15 protein-coding genes are annotated in these 19,736 nt (G+C 74.7%); 4 read left to right on the top strand and 11 right to left on the bottom strand.

The window, feature by feature from the left end; genetic code table 11:
* Positions 1 to 10: 10 nt before the first annotated feature.
* Positions 11 to 1,438 carry a hypothetical protein gene (locus tag AB6N24_RS12770; RefSeq protein ID WP_412869778.1) on the top strand — a complete coding sequence of 476 codons (1,428 nt, stop codon included), beginning with the start codon at positions 11 to 13 and terminating at the stop codon, positions 1,436 to 1,438.
* 30 nt (positions 1,439 to 1,468) lie between these two features.
* Here the strand turns inward: AB6N24_RS12770 and AB6N24_RS12765 are convergent, their stop codons facing one another.
* Both AB6N24_RS12765 and AB6N24_RS12760 read right to left on the bottom strand, forming a co-directional pair.
* Positions 1,469 to 3,619, bottom strand: coding sequence for a SpoIIE family protein phosphatase (locus AB6N24_RS12765; RefSeq protein ID WP_412869777.1), 2,151 nt, complete (start codon positions 3,617 to 3,619; stop codon positions 1,469 to 1,471).
* Between the two features lie 94 nt (positions 3,620 to 3,713).
* Positions 3,714 to 4,202 carry a hypothetical protein gene (locus AB6N24_RS12760; protein WP_412869776.1) on the bottom strand — a complete coding sequence of 163 codons (489 nt, stop codon included), beginning with the start codon at positions 4,200 to 4,202 and terminating at the stop codon, positions 3,714 to 3,716.
* A 272-nt stretch (positions 4,203 to 4,474) separates the two neighbouring features.
* Here AB6N24_RS12760 and AB6N24_RS12755 point away from each other — a divergent pair, with 272 nt between their 5' ends.
* Both AB6N24_RS12755 and AB6N24_RS12750 read left to right on the top strand, forming a co-directional pair.
* Positions 4,475 to 5,779 carry an erythromycin esterase family protein gene (locus AB6N24_RS12755; RefSeq protein WP_412869775.1) on the top strand — a complete coding sequence of 435 codons (1,305 nt, stop codon included), beginning with the start codon at positions 4,475 to 4,477 and terminating at the stop codon, positions 5,777 to 5,779.
* Positions 5,780 to 5,872: 93 nt separating this feature from the next.
* A complete protein-coding gene (locus tag AB6N24_RS12750) occupies positions 5,873 to 6,028 on the top strand; it encodes a hypothetical protein (protein WP_412869774.1) in 156 nt (51 codons plus the stop codon).
* Between the two features lie 126 nt (positions 6,029 to 6,154).
* Here the strand turns inward: AB6N24_RS12750 and AB6N24_RS12745 are convergent, their stop codons facing one another.
* From AB6N24_RS12745 to AB6N24_RS12710, 8 genes are all read right to left on the bottom strand, one after another.
* Positions 6,155 to 6,391 carry a helix-turn-helix domain-containing protein gene (locus tag AB6N24_RS12745; protein ID WP_034629589.1) on the bottom strand — a complete coding sequence of 79 codons (237 nt, stop codon included), beginning with the start codon at positions 6,389 to 6,391 and terminating at the stop codon, positions 6,155 to 6,157.
* A gap of 194 nt (positions 6,392 to 6,585) precedes the next feature.
* Positions 6,586 to 8,886 carry an esterase-like activity of phytase family protein gene (locus AB6N24_RS12740; RefSeq protein ID WP_412869773.1) on the bottom strand — a complete coding sequence of 767 codons (2,301 nt, stop codon included), beginning with the start codon at positions 8,884 to 8,886 and terminating at the stop codon, positions 6,586 to 6,588.
* Positions 8,887 to 9,111: 225 nt separating this feature from the next.
* Positions 9,112 to 11,745, bottom strand: a complete 2,634-nt coding sequence (locus tag AB6N24_RS12735) for a rhamnogalacturonan lyase (protein WP_412869772.1) — start codon at positions 11,743 to 11,745, stop codon at positions 9,112 to 9,114.
* 141 nt (positions 11,746 to 11,886) lie between these two features.
* Entirely contained in the window at positions 11,887 to 12,240 is a 354-nt protein-coding gene (locus tag AB6N24_RS12730) for an L-rhamnose mutarotase (RefSeq protein ID WP_412869771.1), read from the bottom strand.
* Between the two features lie 178 nt (positions 12,241 to 12,418).
* Positions 12,419 to 14,740 carry a beta-xylosidase/alpha-l-arabinosidase gene (locus AB6N24_RS12725; RefSeq protein WP_489672057.1) on the bottom strand — a complete coding sequence of 774 codons (2,322 nt, stop codon included), beginning with the start codon at positions 14,738 to 14,740 and terminating at the stop codon, positions 12,419 to 12,421.
* 132 nt (positions 14,741 to 14,872) lie between these two features.
* Positions 14,873 to 15,766, bottom strand: a complete 894-nt coding sequence (locus tag AB6N24_RS12720; protein ID WP_412869770.1) for a carbohydrate ABC transporter permease — start codon at positions 15,764 to 15,766, stop codon at positions 14,873 to 14,875.
* The gene (locus AB6N24_RS12715) at positions 15,763 to 16,800 is read right to left on the bottom strand and encodes a carbohydrate ABC transporter permease (RefSeq protein WP_412869769.1); all 1,038 of its coding nucleotides are present in this window, start codon (positions 16,798 to 16,800) and stop codon (positions 15,763 to 15,765) included. Before AB6N24_RS12715 ends, AB6N24_RS12720 begins: the two co-directional genes overlap by 4 nt.
* Positions 16,801 to 16,805: 5 nt before the next feature.
* Positions 16,806 to 18,101 carry an extracellular solute-binding protein gene (locus tag AB6N24_RS12710; protein WP_412869768.1) on the bottom strand — a complete coding sequence of 432 codons (1,296 nt, stop codon included), beginning with the start codon at positions 18,099 to 18,101 and terminating at the stop codon, positions 16,806 to 16,808.
* 169 nt (positions 18,102 to 18,270) lie between these two features.
* Here AB6N24_RS12710 and AB6N24_RS12705 point away from each other — a divergent pair, with 169 nt between their 5' ends.
* A complete protein-coding gene (locus tag AB6N24_RS12705; protein ID WP_412869767.1) occupies positions 18,271 to 19,281 on the top strand; it encodes a LacI family DNA-binding transcriptional regulator in 1,011 nt (336 codons plus the stop codon).
* A gap of 7 nt (positions 19,282 to 19,288) precedes the next feature.
* Here AB6N24_RS12705 and AB6N24_RS12700 read toward each other — a convergent pair.
* On the bottom strand, positions 19,289 to 19,736 hold a 448-nt coding region (locus AB6N24_RS12700), incomplete at its 5' end, for a hypothetical protein (RefSeq protein ID WP_412869766.1).

Genomic DNA, 19,736 nt, shown 5'->3' with positions numbered 1-19,736 from the left:
GGCGGCGCGCGTGGAGCTCCGGGACGTCGCGCACGAGCTGTACGGGCTCGCCCCCGCGGACTTCACGGCCGCCCGGAACGCGCGCGCCAAGGACGCCCGGGCCGCGAAGGACCGGGCGCTCGCGACCCGGCTTTCGGCGCTCCCCCGGCCCAGCGCCGCCGCCTGGGCCGTCAACCTGCTCGTGCGCCGCGACCCCGGTCTCGTCGACCAGCTCCTGTCGATGGGCGCCGCGCTGCGCGAGGCCCAGGCGTCGCTGTCCGGGGCCGACCTGCGCGACCTGAACCGCCAGCAGCACCAGCTCCTCGTCGAGGTCCGCCGCCGCGCCGAGGCCGCCGCCCGCGACGCCGGCCACCCGCTGAGCCCGACGATCGCCCAGAACGTGCACGCGACCCTGCACGCCGCGATGGCGGACCCCGACGCAGCGGAGGCCGTGCGCTCCGGGCTGCTCGTCGCCGACCTGCAGAGCACGGGCTTCGGGCCGGTCGACGTCGACGGGGCGGTGGCGCCGGTCGACGCGCCCGCGGACGGGGAGGACGCCGAGCCGGCCCCGCCCACCCGGCGCCGGGCGCGTGCGGACGTCGACGAGCTCGAGGCCGCACGTCGGCGTCGTGCGGCGGCCGGGCGGGCACCGGGACGGTCGGGCGGGCGCACGACCGCGGCGTCGACGGACCGCGTCCGACGTGGCCGCACGACGGACGAGGACGACGCCGGCGCCGACGCGCAGGACGGCGGGGCGGGTGACGCCGGGTCGCGCGGCCCTGCGACGCGCGACCGCGGCGAGGCCGGGCGCGCCCGGAAGGACGGGACGGAGCGGGAACGGACCGAGCAGGGACGGGCCGAGCAGGGACGGGCCGAGCAGGGACGGGCCGAGCGAGAGCGAGCCGCTGCTGAGCCGGCCGAGCGCGGCGCCGCCGAGCGTGCCGAGCGGGACCGGGCCGAGCAGGCGGAGCAGGAACGGGCCGAGCGGGAACGCGTCGAGCGCGAGCGGGCGGAGCAGGAACGCGTCGAGCGCGAGCGGGCGGAGCAGGAACGCGTCGAGCGCGAGCGCGCCGAGCGTGAGCGGGTGGAGCGGGTGGAGCGGGAGCGTGCCGCCGCCGAGCGTGCGGCGGAGCGCGAGCGCGCAGCGGCGGAGCGTCGCCGTCGTGCGGAGGTCGGCCGGCGCCTCACCCGCGCGGAGAAGCAGCTCGCCGCCGCCGAGCGCAGCCTCGTCGCCGCCGACGAGACCGTCGAGGACGTCGAGGCCCGCCACGAGCAGACCGTCCGCGAGATCGCGGAGGCGGAGCAGCGGCTCGCCCGACTGCGGGCCCGCCGGACCGAGCTCGACGCACAGCTCGGGACCGCGCGTGAGGTGGCGGACGACGCCGCGGCGGCGCGCGACGACGCGCAGGGCGAGGTCGACCGGCTCCGCGAGGAGCTCGACGACCCGCCCACGAGCTGACGCACCGGCCGAGCGCTCCCGTCGGCGGGGTCAGCCCGGCTGCGGCGTGATCTCGGGGGTGTCGGGGACGTCGGGCGGCACGACGTTGGGGCCGGCCTCCGCCGGCCGGGGCCGGTCCTGGCGGTGCAGCCGGACCGCGACGAGCGCGACGTCGTCGCCGGGGCGGGAGGGCAGCATGCGGTGCATGACCTCGTCGCACAGCTCGTCGAGGCCCAGCCCGAGCGCCGCGACCTCCTCGAGCGTGTCGCGCAGGAGCGTCATGCCCTCCTTGAGGCCCCGGTCGCGCCGCTCGACGAGCCCGTCGGTGTAGAGCAGGACGGTCGAGCCGCGGTCCAGCGCGACCTCCGACTCGGTGCGCCGGGAGTCCGGGTGCACCCCGAGGAGCATGTCGGGCCCGAGCCCGGAGAGCACGAGCACGGTCCCGTCGGGGTTGACGACCATCGGCGGTGGGTGTCCCGCGTTCGACCAGCGCAGGTGCGTGACCCCGCGGGCCCGCTCGTCGTCGGTCTGCTCGATGCGCGCGACCACGGCGGTCGCGAGCGTCTCGACCTGGAGCGTGCGCAGCGCCCGGTCCACCTTCGTGACGAGCTCGCCGGGCCCCGCGCCCGTCGCGACCGCGATGCCGCGCAGGATCGAGCGGACCTGGCCCATCGCCGCCGCGGCCGTGATGTCGTGGCCGACGATGTCGCCGATGACGAGGACCGTCGCGCCGTCCGGCTGCAGGAACGAGTCGTACCAGTCGCCGCCGACCTTCGCGGCCTCCGCAGCGGGCTCGTACCGCACGACGATCTGCACGTGGTCCGGCTCGGGCGGTGCCGTGAGCAGCGAGCGCTGGAGCTCCTCGGCGACCTGGCGCTGCCGGCGGTAGAGCCGCGCGTTGTCGAGCGCGAGCCCGGCGCGGCCCGCGACCTCGACGGCCGTCGCGCGGTCCTCGGCGCTGATCTGCCCGCGTGCGGCACCGTTGAAGAGGGTGACCGCACCCACCGTCCGCCCGCGCCCGCGCAGCGGCAGGATCGTCGCGCTCTCGGGTGCGAGCCGCCCGACGATGTCGTGGGCCTCCCCCGGTGCGAGGACCCCGCGCACGGCCTCGGTCGCCCCGTGCGGGACGTCGACGACCTCGCCAGTGCCCAGCGCCCGCAGCAGGAACGAGGAGTCGGCGAGCGCCGAGAGGCGCACCTCGGAGTACCGCGCCGCGAGCGCCCGGGCCTGCGGGTCGACGTGCCAGGACCCGACGTCACGGAGGCGCCGGCGCGGCCCGCGCGACTCGTCGTCCTCGACGAGCGTCACGACGCACCAGTCCGCGAGCGCGGGCACGACGAGCTGCGCGAGCCGCGCGACGGCCTCCTCCGCGTCGAGCGTCTCGGCGAGGCTCGACGTGACGGACGCGGTGAGCGCCGCCCGGACGACCGCGTTCTCGGCGGTCGCCTGCGCGCGCCGGCGCTCGGTGATGTCGAGGAAGTAGACGGCGAGCCCGTCGGGCCCCGGCCAGGCGCGGACCTCGTACCAGGCGTCGAGCGGCGCGGGGTAGTACGCGTCGAACACCACGGCCTCGCCGGTCGCGGCGGCCCCGCGGTAGCTCCGCTCGAACTCGGACCCGACGGCCGCGGGGAACAGCTCCCACAGGTCCCCGCCGAGCAGCTCGTCGCGCGTGCGCCCGAGCAGGCGCTCGGCCTCGGCGTTGACGTACGTGAAGCGCCAGTCCGCCCCGACCGAGAAGAAGGCCGTCGGGATCGCCTCGAGGATCCGCGCGACGCGCGCCTCGCCGTCGTGACGCTCGGTGGCGTCGTAGCCGGCACCGAGCACGCGGGCGGCGGTCCCGTCCGGCCCCGGCAGGACCCGTCCGCGGGCGACGACCCAGCGCGTGTCCCCTCCGTCGAGCACGACCCGGTACTGCATCTCGAAGTCGCTGCACGCGGCGATCGCCTCGTCGAGCAGGGCCTCGACCGTGGCCAGGTCGTGCGGGTGCACGCGGGCCTGGAAGCTCCGGAAGGTGTTGTCGAACGTGCGCTCGTCGTGCCCGAAGAGCTCGAGCATCCGGGCGTCCCACCGGATGCGACCGGTGCGCAGGTCCCAGTCGTAGGTCCCGATCCCGGCGGCCTCGATCGCGAGCTCGCCCAGGAGGAGCGCCGGGTCGGGGACGACCTCGTGCCCGTCGTCCGCGCGCGCACCCGGGCTGACCATCCGACCTCCTGCATGTGCGCCGGACGGTGGACCCGCAGCGTGAAGGACCATCATCCCCGACGATCAGGCGTGCGCGGACTCCCTGCGACGGACGTCACCCGGTCGGGACGTCCCGCGTCGCGCCGGGCGGCGGCTGCCGACGTCCCGTGTCGGCGACGAGCTGGTCGAACGCCTCGCCGGCGAGCGCGTCGGTGCGTGCGACGACGCGCGCGAGCATCTTCCGGCGTGCGAGGCCGCGCTGACCGGCGGCGATCGTGAGCGCCTGGTCGATGCGGTCCGCGCCCCGACGCCACGCCGCGACCTGCTCCACGAGCACGGCGTCGTCGGGTGCCTGCGCGGCGCACTCGTCGGCGAGCCGGCGGACCGTGGCGAGCGTGGCCCGCACGCGCGCCTCGGGCGAGCGCTGCTGCTGGGCGGCGGCGAGCCGGGCCCGCCCGGCCTCCAGGGTGCGCTGCGCGGCCCCCGGCAGCTCGGGGTGCTGACGCAGGAAGTCGTCGACGGCGCGCCACGTCTGCACGACGCGCGGCCACTGCTCCGCGACCGCGCGCCAGGTCGATCCGGCGAGCTCCCCGCGCCCGGCCATCTACGCACGCGTCCCGTCGTCCCCGGCCGGCGTCGTGACGCCGGCGACGGTGCTGGCCATGTCGGTCCTCCGGTGGTCCGTGCGGTGGTCTCGGGGTGCGGTCCCAGAGTGCGGGATCCGCGGCGCGCGTGCACCCGGACACGCACGCTCCCCGGGATGCGGCGCCGGTGCGGCCGACGCACGCTGAGATCGTCCGCACGCCGACGGTGCGGTGCGTGCGTCGCGGGACCGTCGCGCACGACCCGTGCCGGGCGACCACCCCGGGAGCCCGCATGAGGCCCGACCCCGACGTCCGCTCGCTCGCACGCCCGCTCCGCACGCCCGCCGACCTCGACCCGCTCCTCGAGCGGGTGGGCGACGCGCACCACGTCCTGCTCGGGGAGGCGTCGCACGGGACGCACGAGTTCTACGCCTGGCGCACCGCACTGACCCGACGGCTCGTCGAGGAGAAGGGCTTCTCGATCGTGGCGGTCGAGGGCGACTGGCCCGACTGCTACCGGGTCGACCGCTCGGTCGAGCTCGACCCCGCCGCGCCCGAGGACCCCGCCGAGGCGCTCCGCGCCTTCGACCGCTGGCCGACGTGGATGTGGGCCAACGAGGACGTCGTCGACCTGACCCGCTGGCTGCGCGCGCACAACGCGGGGCTGCCGCCGGAGGCGCGCGTCGGGTTCTTCGGTCTCGACGTGTACAGCCTGTGGGACTCGCTGCGCGCGACGCTGGAGTACCTCCAGGAGCACGAGCCCGACCACGTCGCCCCGGCGCTCGAGGCGTTCCGCTGCTTCGAGCCGTACGCCGAGGACCCGCAGGCGTACGCGCTGGCGACGCACCTGGTGCCGACGACCTGCGAGGCCGAGGTCGTCGACGTCCTCGCGCGGCTGCGGGACCTGACCGACGGCGACCTCGGGCACGCCGAGCGCTTCGACGCCGAGCAGAACGCCGCCGTCGTCGCCGGCGCCGAGGCGTACTACCGGGCGATGATCCGGGGCGGGCCGTCGTCGTGGAACGTGCGCGACCGGCACATGGCGGACACCCTCGACCGGCTCGTCGAGCACCGCCGCGCAGCGAACCCGGGGACGCCCGTCAAGGCCGTGGTCTGGGAGCACAACACCCACGTGGGCGACGCCCGGTACACGGACATGGCGCGCGCGGGCATGGTCAACGTCGGCCAGCTCGTCCGCGAGCGCCACGGCGAGGACGACGTCGTCCTCGTGGGCTTCGGCACCGACCGGGGGACGGTCGTGGCCGCCGACGAGTGGGGGTCCGCACCCGCGGTCGTGCGGGTACCACCCGCACGGGACGGCAGCGTCGAGGACCTCCTGCGCAGCAGCCTGGACGTGCCCGCGGCGCTCGTGGTCGTCCCCGCGGACCGCCCGCGGTGGCTCACGGAGCCGACGGACCACCGCGCGATCGGCGTCGTCTACCGTCCCGAGGCGGAACGGTGGGGCAACTACGTGCCGACCGTCCTCGGGAGCCGGTACGACGCGTTCTGCTGGTTCGAGACCACGTCCGCCGTCGTCCCGCTGCACGGCACGCGTGCGGTCGGGGGCGAGCTCGAGACGTGGCCCGCGGGGGTGTGACACGCCGCTGCGCCGACCACGGGCTCCTCAGGCCGTACGCTTTGTCGCAAGTGCCCGGTCGACGAGGACGGGGCAGCTCGGAGGGAGACCCTCATGCACGACACGCACCCCCACACGATGTTCTCCGGCGCGGGTGAGAACCCGGCCGCCGGTGGTCGCCGGCTGGTCGCCTCGGTCGTGCTCGTGGCGGCCGTCTTCCTGGCCGGTCCTGCGGCGATCGACCTCGTGGCCGGGCTCACCAACCTCTAGCCCGCCTCGCGACCTGCCGGGTTCGCAGGCCGCACCGGCGCGAGCGCGAGCCCCGCGTCGAGGTCGGCACCCGCGCTCCCCCGCTGCGGCCGCGCGCGTCCCTGCGCAGGCGGCGCGGCCGGCGGGTCAGCTCAGGCCGGCTGCCCGCGCCCAGGCGACGGCCTCGGCACGCGTCGAGACGCCGATCTTGCGGTAGGCGCTGCGCACCTGGGACTTCACGGTGTTGCGCGAGACCCACAGCCGGGCCGCGATCTCCTCCAGCGTGACGTCCTCCGAGAGCTCGGCCAGGACGACGCGCTCGCGCCGGGTCAGCGGCTCGGCGAGGGGGGTGATCAGGGTGCGCGTGGCCTCGATCGTGCTCATGGTGATCCTCCGGAAGCGGCGCGGCCCGGTCCGTCGGGTCGCGCTCGAGCGTCTGTCACCCGATGAGAGGCACCACCGTCACCGCTATGACGCGGTTTCGTGAACTTCTTCTCACCTGTTCGTGAGCGAGTTCACGCAGCCGTCCGGGGGCGGTCCGCGGCGTGTGCCGCCGACCGCCCCCGGGAGCCGTCCGGTCAGCCGACCGCGGCCACCGCGAGGTCCGGGTGGTCGCTGAACAGCCCGTCCATGCCCGCGTCGACGAACGCCCGGATCTCCCCGGCCAGGTCGCCGTACGCGTTCGGGTCGGCGCTGCTGCGGAAGTCCGCCGGCAGGAACTGGTTCTCCGCCCGGAACGTCCACCCGTGCACCACGAGGCCCGCGCGGTGCGCGTCGGCGATCACGCGCGTCGGCTGACCGAGGGTCCCGTCGGCCGCACGCGGGATCATCACGTCCTTGCACAGGCCCACGCCGTCCGCGTAGCGCGCGACGTCGCGGAGGCCGGCGCGGGTCACGAGGTCGGCGTACGTGCGGGGGTCACCCGCGGCGACGAGGTCGTACGGCGCACCCGAGCAGCTCACGAGCTGCGCGAGCCGCACGCCCGTCATCCGGTCGAGCTCACGCAGGTTCCCCGTCTCGAAGCTCTGCACGATGACCGGGGCCTTGCGCCCGTCGAGCCGGGCCGCCTTGAGCTCCCCGACGAAGGGCTCCTCGAGGGACAGCCCGATCGAGTCGAAGTACGTCGGGTGCTTGGTCTCCGGGTACACGCCGACCTGCTGCCCGTCGCAGGTCGTGGACCGGCGGGCGAGGTCGAGGACCTCGTCGAGCGTCGGGATCTCGTAGAGACCGTCGAACGCCGTGTTCGCCGGGCGGGTCGCCGGGATCCGCTCCTTGGCGCGCAGCGTCCGGAGCTCGGCGAGCGTGAAGTCCTCGGTGAACCAGCCCGTGAGCGCGGCGCCGTCGATGGTCTTCGTGACCTTGCGGTCCGCGAACTCCGGGCGGGTCGCGACGTCGGTCGTCCCGCCGATCTCGTTCTCGTGCCGCGCGACGAGCACGCCGTCCTTGGTCGAGACGAGGTCGGGCTCGATGTAGTCGGCGCACTGCAGGATCGCGGTCTCGTAGGCGGCGAGCGTGTGCTCGGGCCGGTAGCCCGACGCGCCGCGGTGCCCGACGACGGTGATGTCGCCCGGACGCTCCGCCCGGGTCCTCCGCAGCTCGACGAGCGCGACCTCGGTGTCGTCGGGGGTCCCCGGGACGCGCGCGGCGTTGCCCGGGTAGTTGTTGTCGTTCGCGATCAGGAGCCGCCCGTCCGCGAGGCGCACGACCGTCTCGAACGACTGCACCGGGAACGCGAACGGGTCGCCCGTGCCGTAGCCGTCGCCCGCACCGATGCCCTCCGGGTTCGCGATCTTCAGCGCGTCGAGCACGAGCGTCTTCTCGAGGTAGCCGTCGCGCTCGCGGTGGCGCAGGTCGATGCCGTACACGCGCTTGGTGACCGACGCGGGACCGTCGAAGTTGTCCCGCTCGACCACGAGGAGCTCGTGGCGGCTCGTCATGAACGCGTCGCCGACGACGTTCGCGACGCGGTCCGTCTGGTACGCCCACGTGCGCCCGGTGTACTCCCCCGTCCGGGTGTCGAGCTGGTAGACCGTGCGGCGGCGCTGGTCGGGGTCGTCGACGAACGCGCCCTCGGTGATCGGGTAGAGGTACTTCCCGTCGGGCGAGCCGGCGAGCGCCTCGAAGCCGTTGCTCGCGCGGAGCCGCGGCGTCTCGCCCGGCGCGAGGTACGGGTTCTGCGGCGACTTCGCGTCGGGGAGCGGGACGGGCGGGGCGAGCAGCGCGCCGTCGGCGTCGACGTGCAGCACGAACGGGCCGAACTCCTCGCCGATCCAGAACGTGCCGTCGGGTGCGCGCACGATCGACTCGACGTCGAAGTCCGCACCCGTGAGCAGCCGCTCGGGCGTCGCGTCGTGGACGATCGGGAAGTCGACGTGGCGGTCCGGGTCGCTCAGGGACAGGTGCTCGCCGAGCTCGAGCGCGCCCGGGCCGCCGTCGGCCGTCTGCCACTGCGGAGTGACCCGGTAGACGCGCAGCAGGAAGTCGGCGGAGTTCGCCTTGGTGCCGAAGCCGTTGTCGGGCAGCGCCCAGAACGTGCCGTCGCCGGCGTCGACCATCCCCGAGAAGCCGGGGACGACCTGTCCGGGGAACGGGCCCTGCCGGCCGTTGGCGGGGGTCGCGAGCGCCCCCGAGGGCGGGCCGTCGGTGACGGTGTCGGCCGAGAGGGTCGCGCGCGCGACGAGCGTCGGCGTCGTGGCGGTGCGGCGGTCGCCGCGCTCGACGCCCGCGTTGCCGGTGGAGGCCGCCTGCGAGGACGACTCGTCCGCGGGCGCCGCCGGCGGGTCCTCGGACGCGGCGGCCGCCGCGGGGGCCAGCAGGGTCGCCGCGAGCGTGAGGGACAGGGGCACGGCGAGGAGAGGGAGGGCTGCTCTGCGTCTCATGCGTCGATCGAACTGCCGGTCGCCGACGCACGCCACAACTGCGGGCATGTCCCGGGTGACGATCGGGTGAACCGGCACCTTCGGGCAGCGACGGCTCCCCCTCGCCCACGCGGGCCGCACCCGAGCGAGCCGCGCCCGAGCGAGCAGCGACCGGGCGGGCGGCGCCGAGCCGAGCCGCGCCCGAGCGAGCCGCGCCCGAACGAGCCGCGACCGGGCGACCCGCGCTCAGTCGAGCATCGCTGCCACGGCCGTCGCCTGGTGGTGCAGCACCGCCCGGGCGGACGCGCTGACGCCGCTCACGGGGCCGTAGCCGCCGAGGCGCTCGACGACGTGCCGGACCTCGGCGGCGGCGGCGCGCGGGCGACCGGCGTCCTCGAGCCGCTCGGCCCTGCGCAGCGCCGCCGCGAGCGGACGTGCGGCCGCTCGGGACACGTCGCCGGACGCGACGTACCCGTCGAGCGTCGCCGCCAGCGCACCGGTCGCCCCGGGGGCCCACAGGTCCGGCACGGGGACGGCGGTGACGTCGGTGTCGGACGCCAGCAGGAAGCCGGGGTACGAGGGCTGGTTGTAGGTCGTCTGCTGGCGGGCGACCTCGGCGCGGTACTGCACGTCGTGCATGAGCGTGTGCAGGGCGCGGTCGGTGATCTCGGTCGCGAGGTGGATCCGGATCGCGCTGCTGTCGACCGTGCGCACGAGCAGCTCCTCGCGCCAGTCGCCCAGGACGTCCGCGACGAGCGACGGGTTGCCCTTCGTGCCGTTGTTCGTGCGCGTCCCCTCGGCGGTGAGCAGCACGCCGCGCCCCCGGTCGGTGATCGTCGGGGTGACGTCACCGGCGCCCTCGACGACCTGGGTCGTCATGTCGGCGGCCCAGCGGATGCTCTGGTTCGTGCCGGGGACGGCCGTGTCGAGCAGGTCGCCGTCGGCGCTGCGCAGGTCGGTCGCCCACGCCTCGAGGCCCGGCTCCGACGGCACGACGTCGCCGACCATCCCGCGGCCCGTGTCGCGCCCGGTGTACGCGCCGAACAGCACCTCGCCCGTGGCGGCGTCCCGCATCGCGTACCCGTACGGCGCCCCGACGCCGTTCTCGTGCACCGTGAAGACCTCGAGGCCCGGGCGCTGCGGGTCGATGTCCGTCACGTGCATCGCGTCGCCGTGGCCGAGGCGCACGACCGTGCCCGGGGCGGCGCTGCCCGGCGGGAGCACGTCGGCCGAGCTGTACAGCAGGCTCCCGTCGTCGTCGATCGTCGCCGCGCCGTACACGATCTCCTGGCGGCCGTCGCCGTCGACGTCCGCGGCGCTGAGGGAGTGGAAGCCCTGCGTCGTGATCGAGCCGAACCGGGGGTCGGTCCCGTCCCGACCGTGCGGGGTATCCCGGAACGGGTTGGTCATCGGGGTCCACCCGCTGTCGACGAGCCACTGACGCCGGATCGACCGGCCGTCCCAGCGGTACGCCGCGACGGTCGAGCGCGTGTAGTAGCCGCGGGCGAACACCGCGGACGGGCGGGAGCCGTCGAGGTACGCCACGCCGGCGAGGAAGCGGTCGGACCGGTTCGCGGGCTCGATGCGCGGCAGGGCGTAGTCGCCCCACATGAGCCCGTCGTCGTGGCGACCCGGCTCGTAGCGCACGGTGTCGAGCTCGGCGCCCGTCGCGCCGTCGAACACCGTGAGGTACTCGGGCCCGTCGACCACGAAGCCCTCGAACGCGCGCAGCACGTTGCGCGCGCTGCGGCTCGGCGCGTACACGTCGAGGAAGTGGTCGGCGAGCGCCTCGGCGTCGGCGCGCGACAACGGGTAGGCGTACGCGACGGGGATGCCGAACGCCTCCTCGAGCGTCGCGGGCCAGCGCCCCGCGACGACCTCGGGGTGCGCGCTCCAGCCCTCGAACATCTCGACGACGTGCTCGCGGTACCCGGCGGCGCTGAGCCGGTAGTCGTCGTCGTGCCGGACGCCGGCGCGCACGTCCGCCCGCGGCAGCGTCACGTACGCCTCCTCGACAGGGGCACCGTCCGCGTACCGCACCGTGCGCGTCCCGGGCGCGGTCTTCAGCATGATCTCGGCGCGCGCGTCGCCGTCGAGGTCGTAGACCAGGAACTGCGTGTAGTGCGCGCCCGCCCGGACGTTCACGCCCAGGTCGAGGCGGTGGAGCAGCGTGCCGTCGAGCTCGTAGGTGTCGACGTACACGGGGCCGGTGTAGCCCTTGATCGACACGTCCTTGGAGTTCGAGGGGTCCCACTTGACGACGTACTCGTACTGCCCGTCGCCGTCCACGTCGCCGACGCTCACGTCGTTCGCCGCGTACGTGTACGTCTCGCCGGTGGGGGTCACGCCGTCTGCCGGCCTGGTCAGCGGGAGGTCGACCCAGGCCTGCGACCAGGGGGCGACGCTCGTGCCCGGGTCGACCTCGACGCCGCCGACGACCGCCGCGACCCGGTACACCGACGTCTCGGTCCCCTCGGTGTCGAGGTGGTTGGTGCTGCCGCTGACCGTCGCCACCAGGGCGTCGTCGCGGTACACGTGGAAGCCCGAGACCGCGGCGTCCCCGCGCGACTCGTGCGCGAGCAGGCGCCAGGAGAGGAACACGCCGTCGGGCGTGACGGCCGCGGCGAGCCCGCGGTCGAGCCGTTCGAGCTGCGGACCGGGCCCTCCGGGGCGGCCGCCGCCGTGTCCGTACCCGTCCTGGGCTGCGGCACCCCCCGGCGTGACGAGCGCGAGGACCAGCGCCGCAGCGACGACGGCGGCCGCGCGGACCCGCCGTCCCGGCCCGGTCGGGCGTGCGGCCGGACGTCCGGTCGGCCGTCCGGCGCGCGTCGCAGGGTCCCCGGAGGTGGCCGCGCGGGCGGCCGAGGCGTGCAGACTCATCGTCGAATCCCTCGCTCGGTGGCGTGCGTCGGCACTATGAATCGATTCATAGCGGCGGCCGACGGGTCCGTCGCGCCCCACCGTGGCAGGGCCACGAGCGCCGGTCAAGACCTCGCGGAAAGCGCATGCCCGATCGCGCGCTCACTGACCCGCGCCGTCCCGGCCGAGCGCCGCGAGCTGGGCGTCGAGGTCGAACACGCACTCGAGCACGACGAACCCCTCGTCCGGCGGTCCGTCGGACCCGAACAGCTCGGCCATCTGCGCCTGCCACCGGGCGTTGACCTCGCGCGCGGCCATCGCCTCGCGCGCGGCGTCGAAGTCGTCCACGTCGACGACCCCGACGAGCAGCCCGTCGGGCGCGAGGTGCAGCGTGTAGTCGCGCCACCCCGTCTCACGCAGCGCCTCGAGCATCTCCGGCCACACCTCCGCGTGCCGGGCGCGGTACACGTCGATCCGGTCAGGACGGATGCGGGAGAGGAAGCAGACGCGGGCCACGGGACCTCCGGTGCGGACGGCGCGCGAGGGGCGCGGGCGTGGGTGTGGGTGTGCGGGCACGGGACGACCCGCACGCCGAGCATGCCCGCACCGGCACCGCGCCGTCACGCACGGGCGGCGGGCACCCGGTCACCGGGTGCCCGCCGCCCGTGGAGGGGACGCTGCCGCGCGACGCCTGCTACGACGCGCGCACCACGTCCACCTGCGCGCAGCGCGGGTCCGCGACGGTGACCGGGTGCACGCCCCCCACGAGCGTCACCCGCCCCTCGAGCACGCGGTCCTCGCACGAGCGGCCCACCCAGACGTCCACGGCCCCGGGCTCGACGACGCGGCGCAGGCTGCGGTCGCTGAACGCGAGGCGCGTCGTCGGCACGGCGAGGTGCACCGTGGCCCGCTCCCCCGGCGCGAGCTCGACCCGCGCGTACGCGAGGAGCTGGGCGACGGGCCGCGTCACCGAGCCCACGACGTCGTGCCCGTACAGCTGGACGACCTCGGCCCCGGCGCGGTCGCCGTCGTTGCGCACGTCGACCGCCACGTGGATCGTGCCGTCCGTCGGCACCTCGGAGTCCCGCAGCACCAGGCCCGGGTAGGAGAACGTCGTGTACGCCAGGCCGTGGCCGAACGGCAGCACCGGCGCCGTGGCGACGCTGCTGACCGACGACGCACCACCGAGCGGCGGGTGCAGGTAGGAGTACGGCTGCGTGCCCGCCGAGTTCGGCAGGCTCACCGGGAGCCGGCCCGAGGGGTTGACCCGGCCCGACAGGACGCCCGCGATCGCCGCGGCGCCCTCCTCGCCCGGGAAGAAGGCCTGCACGACGGCAGCGCAGCCCTCCACCGCCCACCCGATCGCGTACGGGCGCCCGGTGAGCAGCACGAGCACGACCGGCGTCCCCGTCGCGACGACGGCCTCGACGAGCTCGCGCTGGACGCCGGGCAGCTCGAGGCTGTCCCGGTCGCACCCCTCGCCGACGGTCCCGCGCCCGAACAGCCCCGCCTGGTCGCCGACGACCACGACCGCGACGTCGGCGCCGCGAGCGGCGGACACCGCGTCCGCGATGCCGTCACGCACCTCGTCGTCGACCTCGCACCCCGGGGCGTACGTGACCTCGGCACCCGCGAGCTCGCCGCGCAGCGCGTCGAGCACCGTCGCCACGTCGATCCCGAGCTCGGTGCCCGGGTGCTGCGGCAGCACGTGGTTGACGAACGAGTAGCACCCGAACAGCGCCTCGGGGCGGTGCGCGTTGGGCCCGACGACGGCCACGCGGGCCGGGCTGCGCAGCGGCAGCACGCCGTCGTTGGTGAGCAGCACGACCGACTCCTCGGCCAGCCGCGCCGCGAGCGCTCGGTGCTCGGCCGGGTCCAGGTCGACGCCCGCGCGGCGAGGTTCCGCGCTGAAGTCGGCGTCGAGCAGCCCGAGCTCCTCCTTCTGGGTGAGCACCCGCAGGACGGCGAGGTCCACCAGGCCCGCGGACACGTCGCCGCACTCGACGGCCATGGCGAGCGGCTCGAGGTACGCGTTGCCCGTCGGCAGCTCGATGTCCACGCCCGCCTCGAGCGCCTGGCGCGCGGCGTCCGCGAGGTCGCCGGCGACGGCGTGCAGGGTGTGCAGGAACGCGACGCCGAAGTAGTCGGCGACGACCGTGCCGTCGAAGCCCCACTGCTCGCGCAGCAGCGCGGTGAGGAGGTTGCGGTCGGCCGCGGCGGGGACGCCGTCGACCTCCGCGTACGAGTGCATGACCGAGCGGGCGCCGCCGTCGAGGACCGCCATCTCGAACGGCGGCAGCAGCAGGTCCGCGAGCTCGCGCGGGCCGGCGTGCACCGGCGCGAGGTTGCGCCCGGCCCGCGACGCGGAGTACCCGACGAAGTGCTTGAGCGTCGCGATGATCCCCGCGCTCTGCAGCCCGCGCACGTACGCCGTGCCGATCGTGCCCACGACGTACGGGTCCTCGCTGATGCACTCGTCGACCCGGCCCCAGCGGGGGTCCTGGATGACGTCGAGCACGGGCGCGAGCCCCTGGTGCACGCCGAGGTCCGCCATGCTCGAGCCGACCGCCGCGCCCATGCGCTCGACCAGCTCGGCGTCGAAGCTCGCGCCCCACGCGAGCGGCGTCGGGAACGTCGTCGCCTTCCACGCGGCGAGCCCCGTGAGGCACTCCTCGTGCGCGATCGCCGGGATGCCGAGACGGGTGTTCGCGACGAGCCAGCGCTGGGCGTCGCGCAGCGCGCGCCGACCGGCCTCGGGCTCGACGGGCCGGGTGCCGAACATCCGGGTCAGGTGGCCGAGCCCCTCGCCGGCGAAGTCCTCGAACGGCGGCGCCTGCTCGCCGATCATCGCGTCCTGCAGCGGGGCGACGACCTCGCCGTCCGCCCCGGCGCCGACCCAGAGGCCGACGAGCTGTGCGAGCTTCTCCCGCAGCGTCATCTGCTGCAGGAGGGCGACGACCCGGTCGCTCCAGGGCCCGTCGGAGGTGGTGTCCGGGCGCGCGACGCCCAGGTCGATGTCTGTCACGGTTCGTGTCCTCACTGGAGGAGCGCCCGGCGGCGGACGCACGCCGGGCGGCGGCCCCCCGGCCGGGCGCGCGTCCGGTGACGTGCGCGCGGCCGGGGGCCGTGGTGGTCGGGCGGGTGGGCGTCAGCCCTTGACCGCGCCCTGCAGGCCGTTGACGATGCGCTTCTCCATCGCGAGGAAGAAGACCAGCGCCGGGATCATCGCGAGCGACGTGAACGCCAGCACCCCCGCGGTGTCCTGCGCGTGCTCGCTCGAGAAGCTCGCGACCCCGAGCGGCAGCGTCTGCGTCGTGGGGTCGCTGAGGATCAGCAGCGGCAGCAGGTAGGCGTTCCACGACGCGACGAACGCGAGCACGCCGACCGTCACGAGGCCGGGGCCCGAGAGCGGCAGGAGGATCCGCCAGAAGAACCCGACGCGCGACGTGCCGTCGATCATGGCCGCCTCCTCGAGCTCCTTGGGCAGCGCCATGAGGAACGGGCGCAGGATCACGATCGTCATCGGCAGCGCGAACGCCGCCTGCGGGAGTGCGACGCCCCAGAACGTGTTGTTCAGGTTGAGGTCACGGATCATCAGGAACAGCGGGATGATCGCGACCGTCAGCGGGAACAGCAGGCCCATCGTGAAGACCGTCGTGAGCATCGCCCGGCCCCGGAACCGGTACCGCGCGAGCGGGTACGCCGCCATGACGCCGAAGACGGCCACGATCACGGTCGTGATGAGCGAGATCACCGTCGAGTTGAACGCGTAGCGCCAGAAGCTCGCGGACGTCAGCACGTTGACGTAGTTGCTGACGACCCACGGGTCGGGCAGGCCGACCGGCTCCGCGGCGAGCTGCGCGTTCGAGCGGAAGCCACCGAGGATCGCGTAGAGCACGGGGCCGAGCGTCGCCGCCGCGACGACGAGCGCCGCGACGTAGACGAGCGGGTTGCCTCCCGTGGCGGACGAGCCACGCCGGCGACGCGGGGTCTCCAGCACGGCCGGCCGGCCCGGGGCGGGCGTGACGGCAGGGGCGCTCATCGCTGGACCTTCCTCGGCTTGGGGGCGTCCTGGTTGTCACGGCGCAGGACGAAGTACTGGTACAGGGCCGCCAGGACGAGCGAGATGCCGAACAGCAGCACCGCGACGGCCGACGCGTAGCCGTAGAGGCTCCGGTTGGTGCCCTGGTTGATCAGGTACGTCGCCATGGTCATGGTCGAGTTCGCCGGGCCGCCCTTGGTGAGGATCCACACCATGTCGAACAGCTGCAGCGAGCCGATCATCGACAGGAAGCCCCAGGTCCGGATCGTCGGGCCGAGCAGCGGGATCGTGATCCGGCGCTGCACCTGCCACCACGACGCGCCGTCAAGCTGCGCCGCCTCGTAGAGGTCCGTGGGGACGCCCTGCAGGCCGGCGAGGAACAGGATGATCGCGAGACCCAGGTACTTCCAGGTCAGCACCACCATCACGGTGTAGAGCGCGATCTCCGGGTTGCCGAGCCACAGCTGCTTGGCGCCCGAGAGCCCGAGGCCGTCGAACACGGCGTCCACGAGGCCACCGGGCTGCAGCAGCATGAGCCACACGACACCGGCGACGACCTCGGCGAGGACGTACGGGACGAAGATGATGACGCGCATCGCCGCGCGGCCCCGGATCTCGCGGTTGAGCAGCAGCGCGATCGCCAGACCCAGGGGCAGCTGGATCAGGATCGACAGCACGATGATGATCAGGTTGTGCATGACCGCGTCGGTGAAGACCTGGTCCTGCAGCGCCTGCGCGTAGTTCTGGAGCCCGACGAAGTCGTCCATCGGGCCGAGGCCGTTCCACTTGTACGTCGAGTAACGGACGGCCTGGAGGACCGGCGTCACGACGAACAGGGCGAACAGCGCGAGAGCCGGAGTGACGAAGAACAGGATCTCCAGCCGCTTGCGCCACTGCACGGAGACCGTTGCACGCGGCCGCCCGCCCGCGGCGCGTGCCGCCGACCGGGGAGCCCGGTCGGCGGCACGCGCGGTGTCGCGAGGGGTGGCAGCGACGTCCGTGCGCGTCGGGCGTGCGGTCACGTCGTCTGCCACCTCGTTCACTCGCTCTCGGCCGCAGCCTGCGTGGCGTCGACGATGTCCTGCGGGGTCGCCTGACCGGCGAAGAGCAGGGCGATCGCGTCGTTCATCGCACCACCGATGTTCTCACCGAAGGCGGTGTCGAAGTACAGCTGGACGAACGGCGCCTCGTCACGGAACGTGAGCAGCTCGGCCAGCGCGGGGTCGGCCACCGAGCCCGTCGCGGCGGGGTTGGTCGGCAGGCCCATGCTCTGCTCGGCGAAGCCGATCTGGACCTCGTCGCTCAGGAGGTAGTTGACGAAGTCGACGCACTCCGGCGGGGCCTCCGCCGAGCAGGCCCACGCGTCGCCGCCACCGAGCGCGGCGGCGGGGTCACCCTCGCCACCCTCGACCGACGGGAACGGGAACCAGCCCGTGTCGGCGCCGAGACCCTGCTTGTCCTCGGTGAGGCCCTGCATGACGCCGGGCTCCCAGTGACCGGCGAGCTCCATGGCGACCTTGCGGGTCGCGAGGAGACCGGACGCGCTCGTCGGGCCGGTCTGCGCCGGCGTCGCGAGGAAGCCCGCGTTGAACGGCTCGGCGCCGATGAGCTTCTCGAGGTCCTCGCCGGCCGCGACGAAGCACGGGTCCGAGAAGTCCTTGAGCGTGACGGCGTCCGTCAGGACCTGCTCGCTGCAGTGCCGCAGGGCCAGGTAGTACCAGTAGTGCGCGGCGGGCCACTTGTCGCCCGCGCCCACGGAGATCGGCTCGATGCCGGCCGCCTTGAGCTTGTCCGACGCGGCCACGAGGTCGGCCATCGTCGCGGGGAGCTCGGTGATGCCGGCCTGCTCGAAGAGCGCCTTGTTGTACCAGAAGCCCACGACGCCGAGGGAGAAGGGCAGCGCGTAGGTCTTGCCGTCGACCTGCCAGCCCGCGACCGAGCCGCCGATCTTCTCGATGGCCTCCGACGAGCCGTCAGACAGGTCCTGGACCAGCCCGGCGTCGACGTGCGCCGCGAGCTCGCCGCCGCCGCGCTCCATGTAGACGTCGGGGGTGTCGCCCGTCTGGAAGGACGCGTCGAGCTTGGTGAGCATGTCCTCGTGCGCGAGCGCGCTGATCTCGACGGTCACGCCCGGGTTGGCGGCCTCGAAGTCGGCCGCGACCTTCTCGTAGTAGCCCTTGCCGGGCTCGTTGTTGGAGTTGTGCCACCAGGTGAGCGTGGTGCCGTCCGCGGAGTCGTCGGGGGTGTTGCCGCTCCCGCCGCCGCTGCAACCGGCGGCCAGCAGGGCCACTCCGGCAGTCATCGCAACAGCCGAGAGCAGTCGGTTCCTCGCCATAGTGAGTTCCTTCGTCGTCGTTGACTGGGTAATTCGCGGCGAGCATGCCACACCGTTTCGTCCACGGTCAATCGTTATCGATAACGTTTTCGTACCGGTAGCATCACCGTCCGTGACGGAGCCTCAGCGGCATCAGCCGTCCCCTCCCGGGGCCGAGGACCTCCACCGCGTGACGATCACCGACGTCGCACGCGCGGCGGGGGTCTCCGTCGCGACCGTCTCCAAGGTCATCAACGAGCGCTACGGCGTCGCCGCCCGCACGTCGGAGCACGTGCAGCGCGTGATCGAGCAGCTCGGGTACGAGTCCAGCCTCGTCGCCCGGAGCCTGCGCAGCCACAAGACCCACGTGATCGGCATCCTCGTGCCCGAGTTCGAGCCGTTCAGCACCGAGGTCCTCAAGGGCACGTCCCGCGCGATCACCGGGACGGGCTACGAGCTGCTCGCCTACTCGGGCGGCGGCCGGGCGGGTGAGGTCGTCGGGTGGGAGCGGCGCTACCTCTCGCGGCTGAGCGGCACCCTGATCGACGGCGCGATCATGATGACGCCCACCGTGGTCCGGACCGCCGGCTCCGTGCCCGTCGTCGCGATCGACCCGCACGCCGGCCCCGCGGACAGCCCCACCGTCGACGCCGACAGCTACGCGGGCGCGGTGCTGGCGACCGAGCACCTCCTGCAGCTCGGGCACCGGCGCATCGGCTTCCTCGGCGGGCGCCCGGACCTCGACTCCGCCCGGCTCCGCGAGGACGGCTACCGGGACGCGCTCGCGTCCGCCGGCATCCCGGTCGACCCGGACCTCGTGCGCCTCGGCGGCTACCGGCGGCAGGTCGCCGCGGCGCCCACGCGCGAGCTGCTGTCCCTGGCCGACCGGCCGACCGCGATCTTCGCGGCGAACGACCTCTCGGCGATCGGCGTCCTGGACGTCGCCCGCGAGCTGGGCCTCTCGGTGCCGGCCGACCTCTCGGTCGTCGGCTTCGACAACGTCCCGGAGTCCGCGCTCACCGAGCCCCCGCTGACGACCGTGCAGCAGCCGCTCCAGGAGATGGGCTCGCAGGCCGTGCACCTGCTGCTCCGGCTCGTGCACGGCGAGCCGGGGGCGAGCACGCACGTGCGGCTGCCGACGTCGCTCGTCCGGCGCGCGTCGACGGCGCCGCCGAGCCCGAGGGGCACCCGGGTTCGCTGACGCGGCCTCAGAGCCCCGCCGCACCCAGGTGCAGCTCGGCGAGCGGCTCGGCGTCGAGCACGTCGCCGACGACGGCAGCCACCGTGAGGGCGTGCAGCGTCGGGAGCGCCGCGCGCAGCAGCACCGGGTCGGGGTCGGGCTCGGCGCCGACCAGCGCGGCCGTGACGTCGAGCACCGCGACGAGCTGCGCGTGCAGGCGTCCGGTGCCGTGGGCGGCCCACGCGCCCGCGTGCATCGCGCGGGCCCACCGCCCGGGCGGCCACCGCACGCCCGCGAGCCCGTCGAGGGTCACCTCGCGGCCGACCAGCGCCGCGCAGAGGTCGGCGACCGCGTCGGCCCGCGGTCCGTGCGACTCCGCCGGCGGCACGAGCGGGGCCTCGACCTCCCCGAGCGCGGCGTGCCAGGGCCCGCCGAGCACGAGCGCGTCGCGCGCCGCGAGGTCGGGCGACGCCAGT

This window comes from Cellulomonas jepli (genome assembly GCF_047229345.1).
GTDB lineage: Bacteria > Actinomycetota > Actinomycetes > Actinomycetales > Cellulomonadaceae > Cellulomonas_A.
This window is presented reverse-complemented; position numbering and strand designations above follow the sequence as displayed.

Bases quoted from the DNA above. Each gene is read 5' to 3' on its own strand.
- AB6N24_RS12765 (WP_412869777.1), bottom strand. From the start codon at position 3,619: ATGGTCAGCCCGGGTGCGCGCGCGGACGACGGGCACGAGGTCGTCCCC.
- AB6N24_RS12760 (WP_412869776.1), bottom strand. From the start codon at position 4,202: ATGGCCGGGCGCGGGGAGCTCGCCGGATCGACCTGGCGCGCGGTCGCG.
- AB6N24_RS12755 (WP_412869775.1), top strand. From the start codon at position 4,475: ATGAGGCCCGACCCCGACGTCCGCTCGCTCGCACGCCCGCTCCGCACG.
- AB6N24_RS12750 (WP_412869774.1), top strand. From the start codon at position 5,873: ATGCACGACACGCACCCCCACACGATGTTCTCCGGCGCGGGTGAGAAC.
- AB6N24_RS12745 (WP_034629589.1), bottom strand. From the start codon at position 6,391: ATGAGCACGATCGAGGCCACGCGCACCCTGATCACCCCCCTCGCCGAG.
- AB6N24_RS12740 (WP_412869773.1), bottom strand. From the start codon at position 8,886: ATGAGACGCAGAGCAGCCCTCCCTCTCCTCGCCGTGCCCCTGTCCCTC.
- AB6N24_RS12735 (WP_412869772.1), bottom strand. From the start codon at position 11,745: ATGAGTCTGCACGCCTCGGCCGCCCGCGCGGCCACCTCCGGGGACCCT.
- AB6N24_RS12720 (WP_412869770.1), bottom strand. From the start codon at position 15,766: ATGAGCGCCCCTGCCGTCACGCCCGCCCCGGGCCGGCCGGCCGTGCTG.
- AB6N24_RS12710 (WP_412869768.1), bottom strand. From the start codon at position 18,101: ATGGCGAGGAACCGACTGCTCTCGGCTGTTGCGATGACTGCCGGAGTG.